The following is a 20912-nucleotide window of genomic DNA, read 5'->3' on the forward strand; positions in this document are numbered from 1 at the left end:
GGTCAAGGAGGTCGTGGCCACCGAGGTGTCCCGCGCCAACACCTGCCCGTACTGCGTGGATGTGCACCAGGCGACCCTGCAGACCCTGCCGCCCGCGCGGGCCGGTACGACCGACGCTGTCGGCGCCTGGGCCCGCACCAGCGGGCTGCGCCCCGAGGCCGGGAGCGACCCGGCCGCTGTACCGTTCCCGGCCGAGCACGCGCCCGAGATCTACGGGGTGGCCGTCGTCTTCCACTACATCAACCGCATGGTGCACCTGTTCCTCGCCGCCTCCCCAGTGCCGGAGCAGGCGCCCGGCTTCCTGCGCGGCACGATTCTGCGTACGGCGGCCAAGGCGATGCGGCCCGCTTCCGGTGCGCCGCTGCAGCCGGGGGTCTCCCTCGACCTGCTGCCCGAGGCGCCGCTGCCCGCCGGGCTCGACTGGGCGCGCGGCAACCTGCCGGTGGCCCAGGCGCTCGGCCGGGCTGTCGCGGCGGTGACGGACAGCGCCCGCTGGGTGCCTCCGTCGGTACGGGAGTTGCTCGACGGACGCCTCGCGGAGTGGGACGGCACCCCGCCGCCGGGGCCCGGCCGGGCCTGGGTGGAGGAGGCGGTCACGGACCTGCCGGACGCCGACCGGCCCGCAGCGCGTCTCGCGCTCCTGACCGCGTTCACCCCGTACCAGGTGCTCGACGCGGACATCGCGGCGTTCCGCGAACGGCACGCTGGGGACCAGGAGTTGATCGAGCTGACCTCGTGGGCGGCGCTGTCCGCTGCGCTGTGCGTGGGAGGACGGTTCGCCGTGCCCTCGCCTGCGGCGCTCTGACGACAGGGCAGCCCAGGGCCCCGCTCCGTCACGTAGGTGGACGGAGCGGGGCCCTGGGTTCGGCCGGGCGGGGTCAACCGCGGTTTCGTCGGGCACGCGGGACCTGACCGCCGGGCCTCGGGTGACGCACCCGCAGCGGGCCGAGCGCGCGGGGTGCGGTGAGGTCGTCACGGGCGCCGCTCGCCTCCGCGGACCCGCCGGGCTCGACCGGCGGGGAGGCCGCCGCTCCCCCGGCGGCCTCCCCTGTCACGGCCGGCTCGCCGGCGCCGGACCGTGCGGTGGGACGGCCCGCGCCGGGCCCGTCCGTACCGGCGGCGTTCTCGTCGGCTCCGGCCCCGCCGCCGGCCTTGTCACCGTGGCGCGGGCCGCGGTCGGGCCGGACGTCCGGGGTCTGCGTCGCGCCGGGCCGGACGTCCGGGGTCTGCGTCGCGCCGGGCCGCTCGTCGCTCCCGGCGCCCGGCGCGTCCTCGGCACCCGGCGTGTGGTCCCCTTCGCCGCCCTCGGGTCCGCTGCCGCCGTCCGTGGTGCGGTTCGTGGTGCGGTTCGTGCCGATGTCCTCGCCCCCCTCGCCCGTCTCGACCACCGCGATCAACCGCTCGACGTCCGCCATGCCCGCTGCGAAGGCATCCTCGTCGACGCGGTGCCCGCCCAGGCCCACCAGGTCGGCGAAGGCCGACTCCTGGGCCGCGAGCAGCGCCGCCCGGCCCTGGTTCCCGCGCTCGAGGAGCTCGTCCACCGCGGCCGAGCCGTCACCGGAGGGGTCGCGCAACTGCCGTGCCGCCTCGGCGAGTTCACCGGCGATCCGGTCGACGACGTCGGCCACCGCCTCGGGGTTCTGGGCGAAGATGTCGCTCCACAGCTTCGGGTCGCTGCCCGCGATCCGGGTCGTGTCCGCCACTCCCCCGGCACCCAGGGCGAGCACCTCGCCGGCCACATCCGTGAGCTGCGCCGCGAGCGCCGACGCGATCAGCTGCGGTACGTGGGAGACCGCGGCCACGGCCTCGTCGTGCTCCTCCGGTGCCAGGTCCCGGCGGACGCCGCCGCACAGCGCCACCAGTTCGGCGACGGCGTCCACCGCCTCGGGCTGCGAGGTCGGGTACGGGCACAGGATCCAGGGCCGCCCGACGAACAGGTCCTCATCGGCGGCGCCGGCGCCGGACTGCTCCCGGCCCGCCATGGGGTGGCCGGGGACGTACCCCATCAGGTCGCAGGCCCGCAGCTCCGCCTCGTTCCAGATGAGCTCCTTCACACCCGCCACGTCGGTGTAGGCGTAGCCCAGGGCGCGGGTCTGCGCGTCGTACAGGGCGTCCACGACGACGGCCGGCGGAGTGGCGATCACCACGACGTCGGCGGGCGGCGCATGGGGTGCCAACTCGCGGCCCGCGCCCATCAGTTGGGCCTGCATCAGGGCGTCGGTGTCGCAGTCCTCCAGGGCCACCTCGACACCGGCCCGGGTCAGGGCGAGGCCGATGGACGTACCGATCAGGCCGCAGCCGATGACGGTCACTCGGCGCAGGGACTTGCTGGTCATGATGTCTCCTCGGTGGGCTTCTGGCGCGGGTGTGCGGGGGCGGCGGGGTACCCGGTGGACGGTCGCGGTGCGCGGTGGGCGGCCCCTGGGTGTCGTACGGGCCGCTGTGCGGGGGACGGCCGCGGCTTCGGCGGTACGTCCTGGCCGTACGGCTCACCGCTCGGTGTCCGCGAACTGTCCGGCCTCGCGGCCCTCGCCGTGCGGGCCGCGGTAGGCCTGGGCGATGTCGAGCCACTGCTCGGCGTGCGTGCCGGTGGCCGTCAGGGCGAGGTCGTCGCGGTGCCGGCGGCGGGTCACCAGGAGGCAGAAGTCGTGCGCCGGGCCGCTGATGACCTGGTCGGTGTCCTCGGGGCCGACGGTCCACACCGCGCCGGACGGTGCGGTGAGCTCGTAGCGGAACTGGGCGGCCGGCGGGGTCAGGCCGTGCGCCTCGTAGCCGAAGTCGCGGGTCAGGGCGGCGAAGTTGACGAGGTGCAGCAGGCGGTCGGTGGGCTCCCTGCGTACGCCGAGGGCGTCGGCGATGTCCTGGCCGTGGCCGAAGAGTTCCATGATCCCGGCGCAGGCGAGGACGACCGGCGGCAGCGGGTTGACCAGCCACGGCACGACCTGCCCCTCAGGCACGGCGCCGAGCGCGTCCACCGACGCGTCGCCGAGGGCCCGGAAGCGGCCGAGGAGCTGCGGCGGCGGGAAGGCGTTGAACTGCTTGAGGGCGGCGTCGACGGCCCCGTCGAAGTCCGCTCCCGCGGAGGCGGTGATGGCCTTGAACTTCTCCGGCTCGGCGGCGGCGCTGCGGGCCAGTTCGAAGATGAACGTCAGGTGGGCGATCTGGTCGGCGACGGTCCAGCCGGGCGCCGGGGTGGCGGTGTTCCAGGCGGCGTCGTCGATGTCGGCGACCAGGCCGGCGACCTCGTCGATGTCGGCGGCAAGGTCCTTGAGCACGTCGTTCAGGGCGGTCATGGCGGTCTCCTCGGTCAACGGGGCGGTGGGTGGTGGCGGTTGGTCCCGTGCAGGGTTGGTCCTGTGAAGCAACTCAGTGGGCCGAAAAAAGGGGCCTGGCGGTGGCGTGGTGGAGTTGTGGGGCGGGGTGAGTTCCTTGAAGCAACTCACCGGTCCGAAAAAAGGCGGTCGTGTGCGTCAGGCCGCGTGGCCGGCGAGCGAGCGCACCTGGATGGAGTACGGCTCCAGGGCCTGGGCCAGGGCGTCCGGGATCAAGGACGGGGCCGTGGCGGTGTTCGGGCCGCGCATGCAGGCGATGCGCTGCTTGCCGCGGGCGATCAGGGTCTCGCCGCCGTCCTCGGTGAGCTTCACGTAGTCGAAGGTGAACTCCAGCTGGGTCTGGCCGAGTTCGGAGAGCCGCATCCGGATGGACAGCTCGTCGAAGGCGGTGATCTCGGCGAAGAACTCGCAGTCGACCTTCAGCGTGAACAGCTTCAGGTCGTCCTGGACCTCGGCGAGTACGGCTGGCGCCTTCTGCTTGAGGAACAGCTCGCGGCAACGGCCCTGCCAGCGCAGGTAGTTCACGTAGTAGACGTTGCCGACGAGGTTGGTCTCCTCGAAGCCGACGGTGTGGAGGTACTCGAAGTAGTCAGTCACGAGAACGCCTTTCGGTCCGGTGGGTTGTGTGGAGCAACTCAGGTGCCTGAAGGGCGCTCTGGTGGTTCCGCGCAGGGGGAAGCGCGGGACCACCAGAGCGAGTCGGGGAAGGTGCTACCTGCCGGCGAGCTGCAGCAGCGGCAGGACGTTCTTGCGTCCGGCGCGGGAGCCGTCCGGTGCGGGGGCTCCGTAGCTGACGCGGACGCCCTTGTCCTGGGCGGCCCGCACGATGTTGGGCACGGCACGTTCGGCTACGGCGGCGATGGTCATGGCCGGGTTGACCGTGAGGGCGCCGGGCACCGCGGATCCGTCGGTGACGAAGATGCCGGGGTGGCCGCGGAGTTCGTTGCGGTCGTCGAGGGCCGAGGTGTGCGGGTCGTCCCCCATGCGGCAGGAGGCGAGGGGGTGCACGGTGTAGGCGCCGATCAGGTCGTTGGTCCAGGGCATCACCTTGGCCAGGCCGTCCTTCTCCAGGATCTCCTTGACCTCGGCGTCGGACTGCATCCAGGCGCCCCAGGTGTTGGGCGTCGGGTCGTACGACAGGTTGCCCCGGCCGAGCATCTGCTGGGAGATGCGGTGCGCGTTACCGGTGGCGGGCGGGGGTCCGAAGACGCCTTCGTTGTCGTCCTCGATCATCGTGAAGATGGTGAGCCACGAGGTCCAGCGTTTGAGGATCTCCTTCTTCTCGGGGCCGAACCAGGTGGGTCCTGAGGCGTCCGGCACCTGGGCCAGGATCGTGCCGAGGCCCGGCGGGAAGTAGAGCTGTTCCAGGGAGTAGCGGGAGTATTCGGGCAGGGAGCCGTCGAGCCGGTCCCAGCTGGCGACGGTGGGGCCCTTGCCGATCGCGTTCGCGGCGTAGGCGAGTCCGTCCCCGCGGTCAAGGCCGAGGAGTTCGGCGGCCTTGTCCTCGTTGATGATGGCGGTGTTGAGGCGTTCGCCGTTGCCGGAGAAGTACCGGCCGACGGCGTGCGGCATGGTGCCGAGGTCGTCCTCGCTGCGCTGCAGGATGACCGGTGTCGCACCGGCTCCCGCGGCCATGACCACGACTTTCGCCTCGATGGTGCCGCTGCCGATGTGGACGCGGTAGTCGTCGTTGTCGACGACGTTGTAGTGCACCAGGTAGTCGCCGTCGGCGGTCCGGGATATCCGCTGCACCTCGTGCAGCGGGCGTATCCGGGCCCCGTGGGCGAGGGCGGCGGGCAGGTAGTTGAGGGTGAGGGACTGCTTCGCCTCGAAGCGGCATCCGGCCATCATGAAGTTGCAGTTGACGCACTTGGAGTTGTCGATGGCGGCCGGCAGGGGGTTGGCGGTGCGTCCGGCGTGGTCGCAGGCCGCGGCCCACAGTCCGCCGGCGTAACTGGCGTCGCTCCACTCCTGTTTGGTGATGTTGAGGGACTCGGCCACCCGGTCGTACCAGGGGTCGAGGGTGTCGCGGTTGATGGCGCCCGGCCACATCCGGCGGCCGATGCTGCCGTGCCGTTCGAAGACGAAGCGCGGCGCCCGCGGCATGGCCGCGAAGTAGACGACGCTGCCGCCGCCGACACAGTTGCCGCCGAGGATGCTCATGCCGTCGCCGACCGTGAAGTCGAAGGCCCTGGTGTAGGAGGAGCCGAGCTTGTAGTCGTGCTCGAACTCCTCGGTCCTGAGCCAGGGTCCGCGTTCCAGGATGGTCACCTTCGCGCCGCCCGCGGCGAGGTGGTAGGCGGTGATCGCGCCGCCGAAGCCACTGCCGATGACGAGCACGTCGGTGCGCTCGGCGGTGCTGCTCATGCTGGGCTCCCGGAAGGCGTCGTGTCGGGGTGCATGCGGGCGAGTTCACGGCCGTAGCCGAAGTCGGTGAAGCGCCACAGTCCGTCCGGGTCGGGCTTGCTGATGCCCAGCGCCGCGAGACCGGGGTGGCCGTCCTGAAGGGCCTGCTGCGTCGGCAGGTGCGCCGCCGAGTCGAAGGCCATGTTGCAGAACAGCGCGAGCATCACCCAGAAGTCCTTCTCCGGGTGGCCCGGCTTGGTGAGCCGCAGGACCAGCTCCGCCCGGTGCTCGTAGCCGAGTGCCACGAAGGGCGGTACGTCCGCGTCGAGTTCGAGCCCCTGCTCCTCGGCGTACGCCGTGGTGTGCTCGTTGAGCAGCCGCGCCAGGTCGTCCAGACCGTCGTGGATGCCGGTGGCGTCCCAGGCGAGCAGTTCGAGGGCGCCGGCCTGGACCGCGCCGCCGCCGGTGGCGACACCGGCGATCGCCCGGTCCTCGGGGCCGCGCTTCTCTCCCGGAATGATGGTGTCCGCGTACGCCTCGAGCGTCATGGTGCGGAACTCGCCGCTGAGCGCCACTTGCTCTTCGTGGTGACTCAACTCGTCCTCCATTCAGTCTGTTTGGAGCGGGGCGCCCTTGCGGCGTGAGAAAAAGTTAGGCCGCGCCCTGGTGTTCAAGCAACTGCCCTAAGTAGGCACGGGAACGGAATGAACCCCGCAGAGTCGACGCATCACCCGACAGGTGTTCTGTGGCCGATTTGATTCGCACTTAGGCTCCAACATCGGATCCATTCCTCAGCCGCACGTCACTTTCCTTCCGGAAAAGCGACAAGGCCTGCGGAAGTGCCTCTCGGTCTCATGCTTGGGGGAAACTTGAAAGGCTCCGAAGATTCCAGAGCTGTGCCGAAGCACTCCACGCACCTGGTGCGTATCGACACTCTGGTTCCCGCGGACTCACCGCGGCTGAATGGCATCGACAAGGCGCACGTGCGCCGGCTCGCCGCGGTGTACGCGGCGCTGCCGCCGATCCTCGTGCACCGGCCGACGCTGCGCGTGGTCGACGGCATGCACCGGGTCGACGCCGCGCGCCTGCGGGGGGACGAGACCGTCGAGGCGCAGTTCTTCGACGGCTCGGAAGACCAGGTGTTCCTGCGCTCGGTGACGGCGAACGTCACGCACGGGCTGCCGCTGTCGGTGGCCGAGCGGAAGACGGCGGCCGAGCGCATCCTCGCCTCGCACCCGAACCTGTCGGACCGCGCGGTCGCCACCTATGTGGGACTCGACGCGAAGACCGTCGCCTCGGTGCGGGTGTGTTCAGCCGTGGGTTCTCCCCCGCTGAACATGCGGACCGGGTCGGACGGCAAGGTGCATCCGCTGGACCGTACCGCGGAACGCATCCACGCGGCCGAGCTGATGATGCGCGACCCCGACATCCCGCTGCGCGCCGTGGTGCGCGAGACCGGCCTCTCCCTCGGCACCGCCCACGACGTGCGGCGCAGGCTGCAGCGCGGCGAGGGCCCGGTGCCGCCCAGCCGGCAGAGCGCCGTCGCGCGGGCCGCGCACCGGGAGCGCGCCGCGGCGCCGCAGCCCCGGGCGAAGGAGGCGTCCGCTCCCGCGCAAGGCCGCGCCGCCGCCGGAGCGGAGCCCACCGCCGGGCCCGCGCCCGCCGGCCCCGTCGCCCCGCAGTCGCCCCTCTCGCCCCGCTCGCGCGCACCTCTGGACGTGCTGCGCCGCCTCGCCAACGACCCGTCCCTGCGCCACTCGGAGGCGGGCCGGGACTTCATCCGCTGGTTCCACACCCACTTCATCGTCGACGAGGCCTGGCAGAAGCGCGCGGACGCCGTCCCCCCGCACGCCACCGAGTCGATCGCCGATCTCGCCCGGCACTGCTCGGACGCCTGGCGGCGCTTCGCCGACGACATGGCACGGCGAAAGCACGCGGAGACCGCCCAGTTCACCGAAATGCGACCCACTCAGCCAACTCAGCGTTGACGCCCCGCCCCGGGGAGATAGGGAGATACGGTGACCACGTCCACCATCGAACATGCCGTCCGCCGAGTGATCCGCTACATGCACGTGAACCTGGGGCAGGACCTCACGATCGATGACATGGCCCGCACCGCGATGTTCAGCAAGTTTCACTTCACCCGCTTCTTCCGGGAAGCGACGGGCACCTCTCCGGGACGTTTTCTTTCCGCGCTGAGAATTCAGGAAGCGAAAAGGCTTCTGCTGGAGACGGGTTTCAGCGTCGCCGACATCAGCAGCCAGGTGGGCTACAGCAGCGTGGGTACGTTCAGTTCCCGCTTCAAGGCGTGCGTGGGGCTCTCGCCGAGCGCCTACCGCGAACTCGGCGGCTCTGTACCGAAGTTCCCCATGGCCGCGGCGGCCGGCGCCACGAGCGTCGCGCAGAGCCTGACGCTGCGCGGCCGGGTGGTGTTCCCGCAGACCACGATTCCCGGCCCGGTCTTCGTCGGCCTGTTCCCCAGCTGCGTACGGCAGGGCCGCCCGGCGCGCTGGACGGTCCTGGACGGCCCCGGCACCTTCGAGCTGCGCAACACCCCCAACGGGACCTGGCACATCCTGGCCCACTCGGTGCCGTACGGCCACGAGGACGGCCTCTTCGGCCAGTCCGACCTCGAACTGTCCGTGGGCCGGGTCGGCCCGGTCACCGTACGGCCCGGCGCGCTCCTGAAGCCCGTCGAGATAGCCCTGCGCCCCCAGGACGTCCTGGACCCGCCGGTACTGCTCGCCCTCCTCGACGTCGAAGCCCCCGCCCGACAGCAACAGTGAGGGCCGGTCACGGAATTCCGTGACCGGCCCTCACTGTTGGGAACCTCCTCTATACGGCCCGCCCGGCACATCCCAGCCTGTCCGGCGCCTGAGGACGAGCCGGAGGCGACAATCAGCCCGTCCGGCGTTTGAGGACGAGGCCGCAGGCCGAAAGGGGGGTCCGGGGGCGCAGCCCCTGGTACCGAGCCCCGGACTACGGCACGGGATGCACCGACATGGGCAACCCCCCACGCATGCGCAGCGAAAGCATCGGCTCGGCAACCGCCGAATGCCCCGGCACGGTACGCAACTCCAGGTCCCGGGTGACCAGCGCCGCGACGAACACCGCCTCCATCATCCCCAGGTTGCTGCCGACGCAGAACCGCGGCCCCGCGCCGAACGGGATGTACGCGTACCGCGGCCGGTTGGCGACCCGCTGCGGGTCGAAGCGCTCGGGGTCGAAGCGCTCCGGGTCGTCCCAGTAGTCCCGGTTGCGGTGCAGGATGTACGGGCAGACGAGCACGTCGGCCTTGGCGGAGACGTGATAGCCGCCGACCTCGTCGTCGGCCTGCGCGACCCGGGGCAGCACCCACACCGGCGGGTAGAGCCGCATCGCCTCCTGCACCACCATGGTGGTGTACGTGAGTTGGTGCAGGTCCTCGAGCGCGGGGTTGCGGTCGCCGAGGACGCGTACGGCCTCCTCCCTGACCCGGGCCCGCGCCTCGGGGTTCACGTCGAGCAGGTGCAGCACCCAGCCGAGGGTGCTCGCCGTCGTCTCGTGCCCGGCGAGCAGCAGCGTGACGAGTTCCTCGCGCAGCCGTTGGCGGGCCGCTCCGGGGTCGGCCTCCTTGCGGGCCGCGAGGATCATCCGGGACAGCGCGTCGTCGGCGGGCTCGCCGTCGGCCATGCGCGCGGCACGGTCGGAGACCAACCGGTCGACCACGTCGTGGAGTTCCTGGCGGGCCTTGCGGAAGTCGCGCTGCATCCGGGTGGGCACCCACTGCGGCACCAGGCCCTGGGTGACCATCTCGAACATGGCCTGGTCCTGGACCGCCTCGAAGGAGTGCGCCACCGAGTCGTACGCGCTCAGGTCGCTGTCGAGCAGGGACCTGCCGAGTACGCCGAGGGTGAGGCCGGTGACCTCGTGCAGGACGTCGACGGGGTCACCGCCCTCGTGCCGGCGCAGCAGCGCGACCAGCTTGGCGGCCTCCTCGGCGACCGCGTCGGCCTGCTGGTTGATCCGGCCGGGCTTGAACGCGGGCTGTACGGCGCGGCGTTGGGCCCGCCACACCTCGCCCTCGGAGGTGAGCAGCCCGTCGCCGAGCACCCGCCGCGCCTCCACCAGGCCGATGCCCTTGTGGTAGTTGGCGGCGTTGTCGGCGAGGACGTGCTTGGCGTAGTCGGGGTGGTTGAAGATGTACAGCTTCTTGGGGCCCATGTTGACGCGGACCGCGTCTCCGAGGCCGGCGGCGTCCCGCATCAGGGCGAGCCGGTCCACCGCCAGCTTCTTCAGCAGTCCCGGCAGGGCGGTCGGCGGTGGCCCCGGCGGGTGCACCTTCATGCCGCCCTGCCTTCCGTTTGCTCGGCGGGCGCCTGCCGGAAGCGTCCGTTGTGGAAGAGGACGGCGTCCCGGTCGGGGCGCCGGGCGGCGGCGACCACCCGGCCGAGGAACACCGTGTGGTCACCGCCGTCGTACGACGCCCACTTCTCGCACTCGAAGTGGGCGGCCGCCTCGGCGATCAGGGGTGCGTCGGTCTTCTGCCCGGGCAGCCAGTCGACGGTGTCGAACTGGCCCGCGCCCGCTGGCCGTGACCGGCTGGCGAAGTGCCGGGCCACGGACTCCTGGCCGGTGCCGAGCACCGACACGGAGAACGTCGGCGCCGTCTCCAGCCTGCTGTGCATGGTCGCTTCCTTGGTGACGCAGAACAGCACCAGCGGCGGGTCGAGGGACACGGACGTGAACGAGTTCGCCGTCATGCCCCGGGGGGAGCCCCCACCGACGGTCACCACGGTGACCCCGGTGGGGAACGTCCCGAACGCGCCGCGCAGTTGCTTCCTGTCCTCCAGGTCGACGATCTCCGCGGACGGAGCGATCAGTAGGGTCATGACTGCCTCCCTGCGAGCGGCCGGTCCTCGGCCGCCGAGTAGGGCGCCAGCGCCCGTGCCAGCGCATCGGGGATGAGCGCGGGGACGGCGGACGACTCCGGACCACGCATGCAGGCGACGCGCTGCCCGCCCCGTGCCACCAGCGTCTCCTCGCCGTCCGCCGCGACCTTGACGTAGTCGAACGTGAGGTTGAGCTCGGTGTGGCCGGTGTCGGCCACCCGCATCCGGACGGACAGCTCGTCGAGGGCGACGACCTCGGCGAACAGCTCGCACTCCACCTGCAGCGTGAACAGGTTCAGCTCTCCCTGGGCGTCGGCGAGGGCGTCGGGTTCCAGGTGGCCGAGGAACAGCTCCCGGCAACGCCCTTGCCAGCTCAGGAAGTTCACGGGGTCGGCGGCGCCGCCGAAGTCGGTCTCGTCGAACGCGACCTGGTGCCGGTACTCGAAGTGGTCCGCCATGTCACCGGCTCCGTCCCGCCGGAGTCTTCGTACCGTCGGCGAGGACGGCGAAGACCACCGGTTCGAGCTGGTCGCGCAGCGCCGTGACGAAGGTGGCGATGCGCAGTTCGCCCGCGGTGAGGACCACCCAGTTCGCCCGGCCCGCGGGGGCCAGGGTCAGGGGTGCCCCGGCGGCGAGGCCGGCCTTCTTGAGGCACTCGACGGCGCTCCACACCCGGGTGGCGGCGGTGTCCGGCGCCTCCCCGGTCTGGCGGGCCACCTCGGCGGCGAGCGGGGCGTGCTCACCGAGCAGGCCCTGCCAGTCGTCCTCGGTACGGACGTTGACGGCCTCGGCGTCGCAGGCCACGGTCTGGCCTTCGGTGCCGGAGACCACGCCGAGGGTGATGCCCAGGGTGTGGGCCGCGGACAGCGCCCGCCCGTCGGCGAGTTCGGGGCGGCCGTCGGGCCGGTAGCGGATGTCGACGCTCTCGCCGATGGCCCGCTGGACGGCGGCGGCGGTGCCGGCCCGGCGTTCCTCGGTGGACTCGCCGGTGGAGGGTTCGACGGCGACCGAGAGGTGCGTGCCGAGTTCCTCCTCCAGGGTGCGTTCCAGGTAGGAGCCGAGCAGCGGTGCCACCCAGGGGCCCGAGCCGTCCGTCTTGCGCACGGCGTGCAGGGTCAGGCCCTCCCAGCGCTCCACGACGGTGCCTTCGGGGGTGCGGACCACCACGTCGTACACATACGTGTCGCCGTCGCGGTAGCGCTCGGTGGCGCAGTAGCGGAGCGTCTCGGGTGCGTCGGTGGAGGTGCCGAGCGGGTAGAGGCGCTCGATGCCGGAGGGCAGCAGGGTCGCGTCGGGCACGCACACCTGGTTGCCGTGCATCAGGGCGTCGCGCATGCCCGGGTCGGCGAGCAGCAGGTCGTTCGGCAGGAAGCCCGCGAACCAGCCGCTGGGCGCCTTGAGTTCGACGTCCGCGTCCACGTGCCGGGCGGCGGCCCGGTGGAAGTGGAGCAGCCGGTGGAAGCGGTCGCCCTGGAAGTTGACCCCGCCGTAGAGGTCGGTCGCCGGGTCGAGCGGCGCGGCCGGGACGTCCGCGCCGACCTGCTCGGGCGGTCCTTCGGGGATGGCGGTGTCGCCGTACAGGAGCCGGGCCCGGAAGTGTTCGGCGACGAAGCCGGTCTCCTCGGCGTGGATGGCCACGTCGACGGTGTCGGGTCCGGTGACGGCAGCGGCGATGCGGATACGGGTGGTGCCGCCGGGCGGTACGACGATGGGCCGCAGGAATTCGACGCCCTCCAGGGAGGGGGTGTTGTTCCAGCCGGTGGCGGCGTGCGCGACCTGGGTCATCGCCTCCATCCCGACGACGGCGGGAAGGAGCAGGTTGCCGTCGAGGAGGTGGTCGGCGAGGTAGGGGTCGGTGCCGGCGTTCAGCTCGACCTCGGTGACGAGTTCGACGCCGTGGTAGCGGACCAGCGGGGTGCCGGTGAAGCGGAGCAGCGGCAGTTGCGGCAGGTCGCGGCGTACGGTCTCGATGCCTTCGGTGCGGCCGCTGATGACGGCCACGACGGGGGCGTCGGGGTCGTTGATGAGGCGCAGCAGGATCTCCACGCCCTGGTCGGGTGAGACCGGGACGATGCCCTCGCGGGACAGCGTCTCGACGACGGAGAGCTTCTCGCCCATGCCGACGCCGGACCAGACGGACCATTCCATGCACACGGCACGGCAGTTCGGGTTGCTGCTCGCGACCTGTTCGGTGAGGTCGGCGAGCCACTCGTTGGCGGTGGCGTAGTGGGCCTCGCCGCGCAGGCCCGCGCGGCCGATGATGGAACCGAAGGTGACGAGCAGCTTCAGCTGGTCCTCGCCGACGGCGTCGAGGACGGTGCGCAGTCCGTCGACCTTCGGGGCGAAGGTGGAGCGGACGGTGTCCATGCCGAGGCTGGTGAGCGCGGCCGGTTCGTTGCGGCCCGCACCGTGCAACAGGGCGGTGACGGGGCCGAGTTCGGCGGTGAGCTCGGCGACGGCGGCGCGGACCCGGTCGGGGTCGGTGACGTCGGCGGCGGCGTAGTGCAGGGTGACGCCGCTGTCGGCCATGCGCTTCAGGTTGTCCGCGAGGTCGGTGTCCTTCGCGGGGTCGGAGCGGCCGAGTACGGCGAGCTTGGCGCCGCTGTCCTTGGCCACGGCGAGGGCGCACTCGGCGGTGATGCCCTTGCCGCCGCCGGTGACGAGGAGCACGTCGTCGGGGTTGAGGACGCGTTCGGTGCGTTCGGCGGCGACGGGCAGGGCTCGCAGGGTGGGTACGGTGCGCACGCCGCCCGCGTCGTAGTGGACCTCCGTGAACCGGGTGGTCGCGGCGACCTCGGCCACCACCTGCTCGACCGCGTCGTCCGACACCGGGGTGTGCACGATGGTGGTGCGCAGGTGCGATTCCTGGTGCAGGGTCTTGGCGAGCCCGGCCGCGCCGCGGCCCGACTGGACGAGGACGAAGCGGCGTTCGCGGTCGCCGGCGAGGGCTTCCTTGGCGCCGTTCAGGGCCTGCTCGATGTGGTCCTGCGGGCAGTCGGGTGCGAGCGCGACGAGGACGCCGGAGCCGACCTGCGCGTTCTCCAGGGCCTGCTTGAGGTCCTGGGCGAACGGGTGCGCGGCGTCGGCGAACAGCTGCCAGGAGCCGCCTGCCTGGCCGGGTGCGGCCGGGCCGATGGGCAGCACGTCGTGGTCGACGGAGAAGGCCCGCGCCCAGGCGGCCGCACCGGACACGAGGGCGGCGGCGCCGTCCCCGTCCTGGCTGGTCTCGGCCAACGACTCCAGGGCCTCGGCGAGTTGGGCCACGGTCGCGGTGGCGAAGTTGGTCGGTACGTGTGCGGTGGCGAGGCCCAGCTTGGTGGCGGCCTGGTTGACGATCTGCCCGACCGTGATGGAACTCATGTGCAGGTCGTCGAGGAGGCTGGAGTCGTCGTTGACCAACTCGGGCGGCAGCTCGGCCCGTTCGGCGACCAGGGCGCGCAGCACGTCGAGGACGGAGCCCCCGGCGGCACTGCCCGCGTCCGTGGCCTGCCCGCCTGCGTCGGCGGCCTGGTCGGAGGACGCGCGTACGGCGGCGGGCAGGTCGATCTGCGGGACAGTCTCGCAGGGGCTGGCGAAGAAGCTGAACTCGGCGCCGATCTCCAGGGGCCGGGTGAGCCGGTCCTGGAAGAGGCGCTCGTGTATCAGCGGAGCACCCAACACGTAGGCGGCGCCCACCACTTGGAGCAGTCCGCGCAGCGACTCGTCGTCGGTGTCGAGGGCGACGGCGGGCACGTCGGTGCTGGTCGAGGCGAGGTGCGAGAGCACCCGCCCCGGGCCGACCTCGACGAACAGGTCGACGTCCGCTGCGGCCTCCCGTACGGCCTGGGTGAACAGGACGGGGTCGGTGATCTGCTGGCGCAGGACCTTGGGCAGGTCGGCGTCCTCGGGGAGCTCCGCGCCGGTGACGGTGGAGATGACGCGGCGTTCCACGAGCCCGAACTCGGCGCCCTCCAGCCACTGGCCGAACGAGTCGGCGGCGGGTGCGACCAGAGGCGAGTGGAAGGCGTGCGACACGGCGAGCCTGGTGCAGTTGACGCCGCCCTGGGTGGCGCGGGCGGCGACGGTGTCGATGTCGTCGACGGGTCCGGCGACGACGGTCTGGGTCGGGCCGTTGTACCCGGCGATGACGACGGGCAGCCCGTCGGTGAGCGTCTTGACCTGCTCGGGTCCGGCGGCGAGCGACGCCATGGTGCCGGAGGCGCTGTGCTCGGCCATGGCGCGGCCGCGCACCCGGGCCGCGTCGAGCAGCGTGGGTCCGTCGAAGGCGCCCGCCCAGTGCAGGGCGGAGAGTTCACCGAGGCTGTGGCCGACGGCGACGTCGGCCTCGATGCCGAGCGCGTCCAGGACGCGCAGTGCGGCGGTGGAGCCGGTGACGATGCGGGGCTGCGCCACGTCGGTGGCGACCATGTCGCCGGTGGTGGGCAGGCCCGCCTTGCCGAAGACGTCGGCGGCCTCGGTGAAGCGCCGGCGCAGCGCGCCACCGCCGGTGGACTTGCCGGAGCCCTGGCCGGGGAAGAGGAAACCGATGCGGGCCTCGTCCTCGGCCTTGCCCAGGAAGGTGCGGCCGTCCTCGCCGAGGGAGCGGGTCTCCCCCGCGTCGACGGCGTCGAGCAGCTTGCGCAGGCGCAGTTCGGCGTCCTCGGGTGAGGTGACGACGACGGCGGCGCGGTAGGGCAGGTCGCGCAGTTCCTTCTGCAGCGTCGCGCCGAGGTCGCCGATCTGCGCGTAGCTCAACTTCGGTACGAAGTCGGCCACTTGGGAGATGCGGGCGCGCAGCGCCTCGGGTGAGTCGCCGTCCAGGAGGAGCAGTTCGCTGTCCTGGAGGGAGCCCGCGAGGGTGGTGGCACGGCGGCTGACGGGGGCGCGGCGCTTGCCGGACACCTCCTTGTCGAGGACGACGTGGGTGTTGATGCCGCCGAAGCCCATGGCGGTGATGCCGGCGCGGCGGGCCTGGTCCTTGGGCCAGGGCTCGGCCTTGCGCAGCACCCGCAGGTTGGCCGCCTCGTCGGTGAGGAGCTCGTGCGGGTCGACGCAGCCGATGGCGGGCGGCAGCATGCCGGAGTCGACGGCCATGGCGGCCTTGATGAGTCCGGCGACACCGGCGGCGGCCTTGGTGTGCCCGATCATGCCCTTGATGGAGCTGATGACGGCGCTGGGCGCGTCCGGGGCGGCGTCGGCGCGGGCGCCCATGATGGCCTTGAGTTCGGTGGCGTCGCCGACCTGGGTGCCGGTGCCGTGGCCCTCGAACAGCGGCACGGTGCCGATGCCGAACCCGGCCCGCTCGTAGGCCCGGCGCATCGCGAGCTGGTAGCCGCTGACCTCGGGCCGGGTGATGCCGCCCTGGCCGTCGGAGGCGATGCCCCAGCCGGCCACGCTGGCGTAGATGCGGTGTCCGGCGGCGAGGGCGTCCTCCTCGCGCATCAGGACGACCATGCCGCAGCCTTCGCCGGGCCAGAAGCCGTTGGAGCCGCGGTCGTAGAGCCGCATCTCCTTCTTGGCGAGGGCGCCGGTCTTGGCGAAGCCGATGATCTCGAACGGGTCGATGGACAGGTCGACGCCTCCGGCGACGGCGACGTCGAGGTCGCCGTTCTGCAGCGAGGTCGCGGCGGTGGTGACGGAGAGCAGCGACGAGGAGCAGGCGCCGTCGACGGTGTAGCCGCCGCCGTTGAGGTCGAAGTGGTTGCAGATCCGCCCGGCGATGGTGTTGGCGAGGCCGCCCGCGAGGGTGTCCTCGTCGATGGCCGGGAAGGGCTGCTTGTACGCCTCCTCGACCCCGGCGAGGAAGTCGGCGGTGCGGTTGTCGTCCCAGTCCTGCGACTTGAGCGCCCCGGCCAGGACCCTGCGGACGTACGGCCAGCGCAGCCGCATCACGTTGGCGCGGGAGAACTCGCCGGTGAGGGTGTTGCCGACGACGACGCCGGTGCGCTCCTTCGGCAGGCCCTCGCCGACCGGGAACCCGGCGTCGGCCAGGGCCCGGGTCGCGGTGTCGAGCGCGAGCCAGTGGGTGAGGTCGGTGGAGCGGTAGGTGGACCCCGCGATGCGGTGGGCGATGCGGTCGAACTCGTAGCCCTCGATGACGGCCGCGTTGCGGGCGTAGAAGCGGTCCGGGGTGGTGGGGTCCGCGTCGTAGTAGTCGTCCAGGTTCATCCGTACGTCGGGCAGGCGCCTGAAAGCCCGGCGGCCGGCCACCGCGTTCTCCCACAGCTCGCGTGGGGTGGTGGCGTCGGGATAGCGGCAGGCGATCCCGACGATCGCTATTCGGCTGCTCATACTGGCACCGCCACCTTCTTGTCGGCTTCCTTCTGCTCGGCGGCCCGGACCGCGGCGCACTTGCCGTGGTTGCAGGTCCCGGCGGTGCACGGGTCGGCTCCCTTGTCACCGGCGGGCTTGTCCGCGGGCTTGTCGGAGACGGCCGCGAGGGGCGCGCCGTTCAGGACGGACCGGGCCTCCTCGGCGGCCTTGGCCTCGGCGGCGCGCTGCTTGTCCAGGTAGTTCAGGAGCCACAGGTAACCGCCGCGGATCAGGCAGACCAGGGCCGTGGCGAAGAAGATGCCGTACGCGATGCCGAGGCCGGTGAGGAGCCCGTACATCGCGGCCACACCGGCGCCGAAGGCGATCTGCGAGGAGCGCTTGGACGGCGAGGTGCCGGGGTCGGTGACCATGTAGTTGGTGAAGAGGATGAACGCGGTGCCGGTCATCATGCCGAGCGCCGAGGGGATGGCGGTGCCGAGCAGCAGACCACGGATGACGGCCTGCAGGACGAACCCGACGAGCCAGCCCGTGATCAGCCACATGCGGCCGGTCAGCTTGGCGTTGAGCATGGTGCCGAGCGTGATGATGACGGCGGGCAGCACCCAGTCGGCGGGGCCGTAGAGGTACTCGGTGAAGTGGTAGGGCGGCGCGATGCTCGCCCACGGGAACAGCACCAGGATGATCATGATGCCGAAGTTCGACGGGTTCATGTAGTGCCGCATGCGGCCCTTGAGCGGCGCGCGCAGCACCCACTTGGTGCCGACGGCGACGAGCACGCCGAACATCATGACCCAGACACGGTCGTTGACGTACGTGAGCATGTTGACCGCGAGGCCGGTGATGTGGGCCGGGTAGAGGAACTCCACCATGCCGCGCGGGCCGTTGCCCGCGTAGCGCGCCCGCCGGCCTTCGACCCGGGCGCTGATCGCCTCCAGGCTGATCTCCACCGTGTACGCGGTGGCGACGGCGATGAACGGCCACAGCCAGGGCTGTTCGAAGCCGAGGAACGTGTAGCCCGCGATGTTCAGGACGCTGATCGAGATGGCGAACCGGCGCAGTGCGGTGATGACCTTGTTGTCGTGGCGCGGCGGCGTCGGCGGCTTCTGCGCCTTGGCGGACTTGTCGGCCTTCTCCGGGCCTGCCGGTATCTGCTGGGTGGTGGTCGACACGGTCACTTCTCCTTGGCGTCGGCGCCGAGCTGGAGCGAGTGCCAGCCGGGGGTCAGCGAGAGGTCCTCGTTCTGCACCTGGCCGTCACGGTCCCGCCAGGTCAGGTGGACCTGTACGGGTCCGTCGGCCTCGCCGAGGCCGATGTGCAGGTCGGTGCTGCGTTTGCCGGAGTGGCCGCCGCCGCCGTCGACGCGCCCGATGCGGGTGGAGCCGTCGGAGAGGGTCACGGTGGCCTGGGCGCCGATCACGTCGGAGCCGGCCTTGTCCTTCAGCTTCAGGCCGAGGAACTTGCCGGGCTTCTCGCTCATGTTGCAGTAGAAGACCGGGGCGTCCCACTGGCGGGCCACGACCAGGTCGAGCTTGCCGTCGCCGTCGGCGTCACCGGTGGCGATGCCCCGGGTGGGCACCGGGACGTCCATGTCGAGGTCCTTGGCGAGGTTGCTGTAGCTCCCGTCGTGGTTCTTCACGAAGAACCGCAGCGACTGGTCGCCGCCCAGGTCGTCGCCCTCTTCCACGTTGGGCCAGAAGTACGGGTGCTTGGTGAGGCCGTCGTTGGCGGTGGCGAGTTCCTGAAGCTGTGCCCAACGGTTGCGCTTGCCCTTGACGAAGCCGGTGGCCTGGGTGATCTCCTGGTCACCGTTGTTGTCGAAGTCGCCCATCTTGGTGTCCCAACCCCAGCCGGACCAGGCGAGGTTGAGCGGCGCGGAGCGGTCCTCGTACGGGGCTTCGCCCTTCTGGAACCGCTTGCGCAGGTCGGCCTTGTTCTTCGCGGTGCCGAAGAAGGCGAAGTTGGACTCCTCGATACCGAACGAGGTGGTGATGTTGGAGACGAACGCGTCGTACAGGCCGTCGTTGTCGAGGTCACCGAAGTCGATGCCCATGCCCTTGAAGGAACTGCGGCCCAGCTCCTTGGACTTGGGGGTGGTCGCGGTGCGCTCGCCCTTGACCTCGGAGAACGCGAACTTGCCGGGCTTCGACTTGTTGTAGAGCAGCGCGGAGGTGCCGAAGTCGTGCGCGAGGTACACCTCGGGGCGCTGGTCGCCGTCCAGGTCGTTGGCGGAGACGGCGAGGGTCCAGCCGCTGTCGAGGCCTTCGGGCAGGACGTTCTTCTGCTCCTCGTAGCCGTTCTTCGTCCAGCGGAAGAAGTGGCCGCCGCCACCGTTCTCGGCGTGCGACAGGGAGTCGTTCATCTCCACGCCGCCGTCCTTGGACGGGTCGAGGACCGGGCTGTCCGGGAAGTAGTTGCCGATGTAGATGTCGTTGTGGCCGTCACCGTCGAAGTCGGCGACCGCGGCCGCGTTGGAGTTCCACAGCGGCCCGCTGTAGACCTCGCCGCCCGCGCCGGGCACCAGCTCGACGGGCTCGAAGCAGTCGGCGCCCAGGCTCGGCTTCTTGCCCTCGGCGGGCAGCTTCGACTGGAAGATCACCGGGGTGCGGCCCCAGTAGTAGACGAGCAGGTCGGTGGCGCCGTCCTCGTTGAAGTCGCCGGGCACGCAGCCGATCGGCGCGGACGTCTTCGACTTGGGCAGCGGCTCAGGGTCGAGCACGAACGGCCGGTACGTCTCGCTCTTGCGGTTCGGCACCGGGGCCGGGGTCACGGACACCGTGTCGGTGCGCGGGTCCGTGATGCACAGGTCGTTGGGCAGCTGGTCGCCGTCGATGTCGTTCATGGCGACACCCGCACCGACCGAGGAGATCCACGCCTCGATGTGCTTGTACGCCTTGTTGACCTCGCGGACGGTCTTCTGCTTGTGGCCCTGCGGCAGGGCGATCGACATCGGCTCGAACTGGAAGTTCTCGGCGAGCTTCGCATTGTCGGCAGCGGACGACTCGGCCGGCTCCACCGCGTAGAAGGCGGTCACCATGAGGGCGAGAGCGACAACTCCGGGCGCCTGCTTGCGAAGCCAGGCTATGGGGTGCGTCATGCCGTGGCACCTTTCTGGACGTACGGAACGGTCGAAATATCGGCAGCGATCCGCTGCCGCCAGGTCTCGAAAGCCGGGCCCTCGGCCCGGTCACCCGCTTCACGCATCGCGGGAATGAGGTCCGTGCACACCTGCGCCGCCTGCGCGGGGGTGCGCCCGCCGCACAGCACGCGCGCGGCGACATGGGTGTGGTCGATGGTCAGCCCGGCCTTCTCCCGCGCCTCGCTGGCGAAGGCGGAGCCCTGCGCGAGGTTCGGGAAGTGCTCTCCGGCGTGCTCCGCGAAGCGCCGCAGCTCGTGCTCGTCGGCGGCACCCGCGTACGTGCAGGCGAGGCCGGAGCCGGCGTACAGGTCGGGGTGCCGGTGCTCGGGGTAGGCCGCGATGAGCCCGGCGACGACGTCCGGGTCGGTGCCGCCGACGAACCACAGGGCGCGGCCGATGCCCTGGTCGATGGCCCGCTGGCTGTACTCGTCGTAGCCGGCGCCCCAGCTGAAGGGGTGCTCGCGCTCCGGGTCGCGGACGTAGTCGTCGGTGCGGAAGTACGCCTGGTGGAAGCCGTATCCGTCGAGGACGAGCCAGCGCAGCAGCGGGTCGTACTCGTTGACGTCCGGCCACAGGAACTTGGGCAGCCGGGCCATGGCCCAGCCGACGCCGACGAGGATCATGTAGTCGTGGTGGCGGCCCTCGCCGTTCAGGAAACCGTTCAGCCGCTTCTGGCTCCCGGTGAACGCGTCGAGCATGGCCGCGCCCATTCCGGCGCCCTCGTACGCGAATCCGCGAAATGCCCGCGGAATGGTCTGGAGCCATTCCTCGGCCTCGGCAGCGGAACGCGCCTCGACCGCATACGCATATCCTTGGAGGAACGTCGCGCCAACCGTTTCCAGCTGGTTCTTCGCTTCCTCGTTCTTTACGTGGAATCCGCGCCGCGCCAGCTGCGTTTCGCGGACGTTCGGTGTGAGGACTCGGCGCCTCAGTGCACGCAACATGGACACGTGACAAACCCCTCGTCGTAAATCC

Annotated in this window: 15 protein-coding genes; 3 read left to right on the forward strand and 12 right to left on the reverse strand. The window is 71.3% G+C overall.

What is annotated here, in order from left to right:
- Window positions 1-805: carboxymuconolactone decarboxylase family protein (locus tag GUY60_RS10715; protein ID WP_223178678.1), on the forward strand; the 805-nt coding region annotated here is incomplete at its 5' end.
- Window positions 806-878: 73 nt separating this feature from the next.
- Here GUY60_RS10715 and GUY60_RS38500 read toward each other — a convergent pair.
- From GUY60_RS38500 to GUY60_RS10740, 5 genes are all read right to left on the reverse strand, one after another.
- Complete coding sequence (locus tag GUY60_RS38500) at window positions 879-2336, reverse strand: prephenate dehydrogenase (RefSeq protein ID WP_223178679.1); 1458 nt, start codon at window positions 2334-2336, stop codon at window positions 879-881.
- 153 nt (window positions 2337-2489) lie between these two features.
- On the reverse strand, window positions 2490-3293 hold the full coding sequence (locus GUY60_RS10725) for a TIGR03084 family metal-binding protein (RefSeq protein WP_161696311.1): 804 nt from the start codon (window positions 3291-3293) through the stop codon (window positions 2490-2492).
- Window positions 3294-3470: 177 nt separating this feature from the next.
- Entirely contained in the window at window positions 3471-3929 is a 459-nt protein-coding gene (locus GUY60_RS10730) for an acyl-CoA thioesterase (RefSeq protein ID WP_161696313.1), read from the reverse strand.
- Between the two features lie 114 nt (window positions 3930-4043).
- Window positions 4044-5699: an FAD-dependent oxidoreductase gene (locus tag GUY60_RS10735; RefSeq protein WP_161696315.1), complete on the reverse strand. Its 1656-nt coding sequence runs from the start codon at window positions 5697-5699 to the stop codon at window positions 4044-4046.
- Window positions 5696-6226 (reverse strand): DUF5987 family protein, encoded by a 531-nt coding sequence (locus GUY60_RS10740; RefSeq protein WP_187369978.1) that lies wholly within the window; start codon window positions 6224-6226, stop codon window positions 5696-5698. The genes GUY60_RS10735 and GUY60_RS10740 overlap by 4 nt, the downstream gene beginning before the upstream one ends.
- A 348-nt stretch (window positions 6227-6574) precedes the next feature.
- Here GUY60_RS10740 and GUY60_RS10745 point away from each other — a divergent pair, with 348 nt between their 5' ends.
- Entirely contained in the window at window positions 6575-7666 is a 1092-nt protein-coding gene (locus tag GUY60_RS10745) for a transcriptional regulator (protein ID WP_161696319.1), read from the forward strand.
- A 30-nt stretch (window positions 7667-7696) separates the two neighbouring features.
- Window positions 7697-8464 carry a helix-turn-helix domain-containing protein gene (locus GUY60_RS10750; protein WP_161696321.1) on the forward strand — a complete coding sequence of 256 codons (768 nt, stop codon included), beginning with the start codon at window positions 7697-7699 and terminating at the stop codon, window positions 8462-8464.
- Window positions 8465-8657: 193 nt separating this feature from the next.
- Here GUY60_RS10750 and GUY60_RS10755 read toward each other — a convergent pair whose 3' ends face one another.
- From GUY60_RS10755 to GUY60_RS10785, 7 genes are read right to left on the reverse strand one after another with little or no spacing between them, the layout of a single operon-like run.
- Complete coding sequence (locus tag GUY60_RS10755) at window positions 8658-10004, reverse strand: cytochrome P450 (RefSeq protein ID WP_161696323.1); 1347 nt, start codon at window positions 10002-10004, stop codon at window positions 8658-8660.
- Complete coding sequence (locus GUY60_RS10760) at window positions 10001-10549, reverse strand: flavin reductase family protein (protein ID WP_161696325.1); 549 nt, start codon at window positions 10547-10549, stop codon at window positions 10001-10003. Before GUY60_RS10760 ends, GUY60_RS10755 begins: the two co-directional genes overlap by 4 nt.
- The gene (locus tag GUY60_RS10765; RefSeq protein ID WP_161696327.1) at window positions 10546-11007 is read right to left on the reverse strand and encodes an acyl-CoA thioesterase; all 462 of its coding nucleotides are present in this window, start codon (window positions 11005-11007) and stop codon (window positions 10546-10548) included. The genes GUY60_RS10760 and GUY60_RS10765 overlap by 4 nt, the downstream gene beginning before the upstream one ends.
- Window position 11008: 1 nt before the next feature.
- Window positions 11009-16819 (reverse strand): type I polyketide synthase, encoded by a 5811-nt coding sequence (locus GUY60_RS10770; RefSeq protein WP_161696329.1) that lies wholly within the window; start codon window positions 16817-16819, stop codon window positions 11009-11011.
- A complete protein-coding gene (locus GUY60_RS10775; protein WP_161696346.1) occupies window positions 16816-17949 on the reverse strand; it encodes an RnfABCDGE type electron transport complex subunit D in 1134 nt (377 codons plus the stop codon). Before GUY60_RS10775 ends, GUY60_RS10770 begins: the two co-directional genes overlap by 4 nt.
- A gap of 23 nt (window positions 17950-17972) precedes the next feature.
- Window positions 17973-19895, reverse strand: coding sequence for a CRTAC1 family protein (locus GUY60_RS10780; protein WP_161696331.1), 1923 nt, complete (start codon window positions 19893-19895; stop codon window positions 17973-17975).
- Window positions 19892-20881, reverse strand: coding sequence for a DUF1702 family protein (locus GUY60_RS10785; RefSeq protein WP_161696333.1), 990 nt, complete (start codon window positions 20879-20881; stop codon window positions 19892-19894). Before GUY60_RS10785 ends, GUY60_RS10780 begins: the two co-directional genes overlap by 4 nt.
- Window positions 20882-20912: the final 31 nt, after the last annotated feature.

Origin of the sequence: Streptomyces boluensis, from assembly GCF_009908195.1 — a bacterium.
GTDB classification, from domain to species: domain Bacteria; phylum Actinomycetota; class Actinomycetes; order Streptomycetales; family Streptomycetaceae; genus Streptomyces; species Streptomyces boluensis.

Coding starts and splice junctions, on each gene's coding strand:
- GUY60_RS10725 (WP_161696311.1), bottom strand. CDS start 3,293: ATGACCGCCCTGAACGACGTGCTCAAGGACCTTGCCGCCGACATCGAC.
- GUY60_RS10755 (WP_161696323.1), bottom strand. CDS start 10,004: ATGAAGGTGCACCCGCCGGGGCCACCGCCGACCGCCCTGCCGGGACTG.
- GUY60_RS10740 (WP_187369978.1), bottom strand. CDS start 6,226: ATGACGCTCGAGGCGTACGCGGACACCATCATTCCGGGAGAGAAGCGC.
- GUY60_RS10735 (WP_161696315.1), bottom strand. CDS start 5,699: ATGAGCAGCACCGCCGAGCGCACCGACGTGCTCGTCATCGGCAGTGGC.
- GUY60_RS10785 (WP_161696333.1), bottom strand. CDS start 20,881: ATGTTGCGTGCACTGAGGCGCCGAGTCCTCACACCGAACGTCCGCGAA.
- GUY60_RS38500 (WP_223178679.1), bottom strand. CDS start 2,336: ATGACCAGCAAGTCCCTGCGCCGAGTGACCGTCATCGGCTGCGGCCTG.
- GUY60_RS10760 (WP_161696325.1), bottom strand. CDS start 10,549: ATGACCCTACTGATCGCTCCGTCCGCGGAGATCGTCGACCTGGAGGAC.
- GUY60_RS10765 (WP_161696327.1), bottom strand. CDS start 11,007: ATGGCGGACCACTTCGAGTACCGGCACCAGGTCGCGTTCGACGAGACC.
- GUY60_RS10770 (WP_161696329.1), bottom strand. CDS start 16,819: ATGAGCAGCCGAATAGCGATCGTCGGGATCGCCTGCCGCTATCCCGAC.
- GUY60_RS10780 (WP_161696331.1), bottom strand. CDS start 19,895: ATGACGCACCCCATAGCCTGGCTTCGCAAGCAGGCGCCCGGAGTTGTC.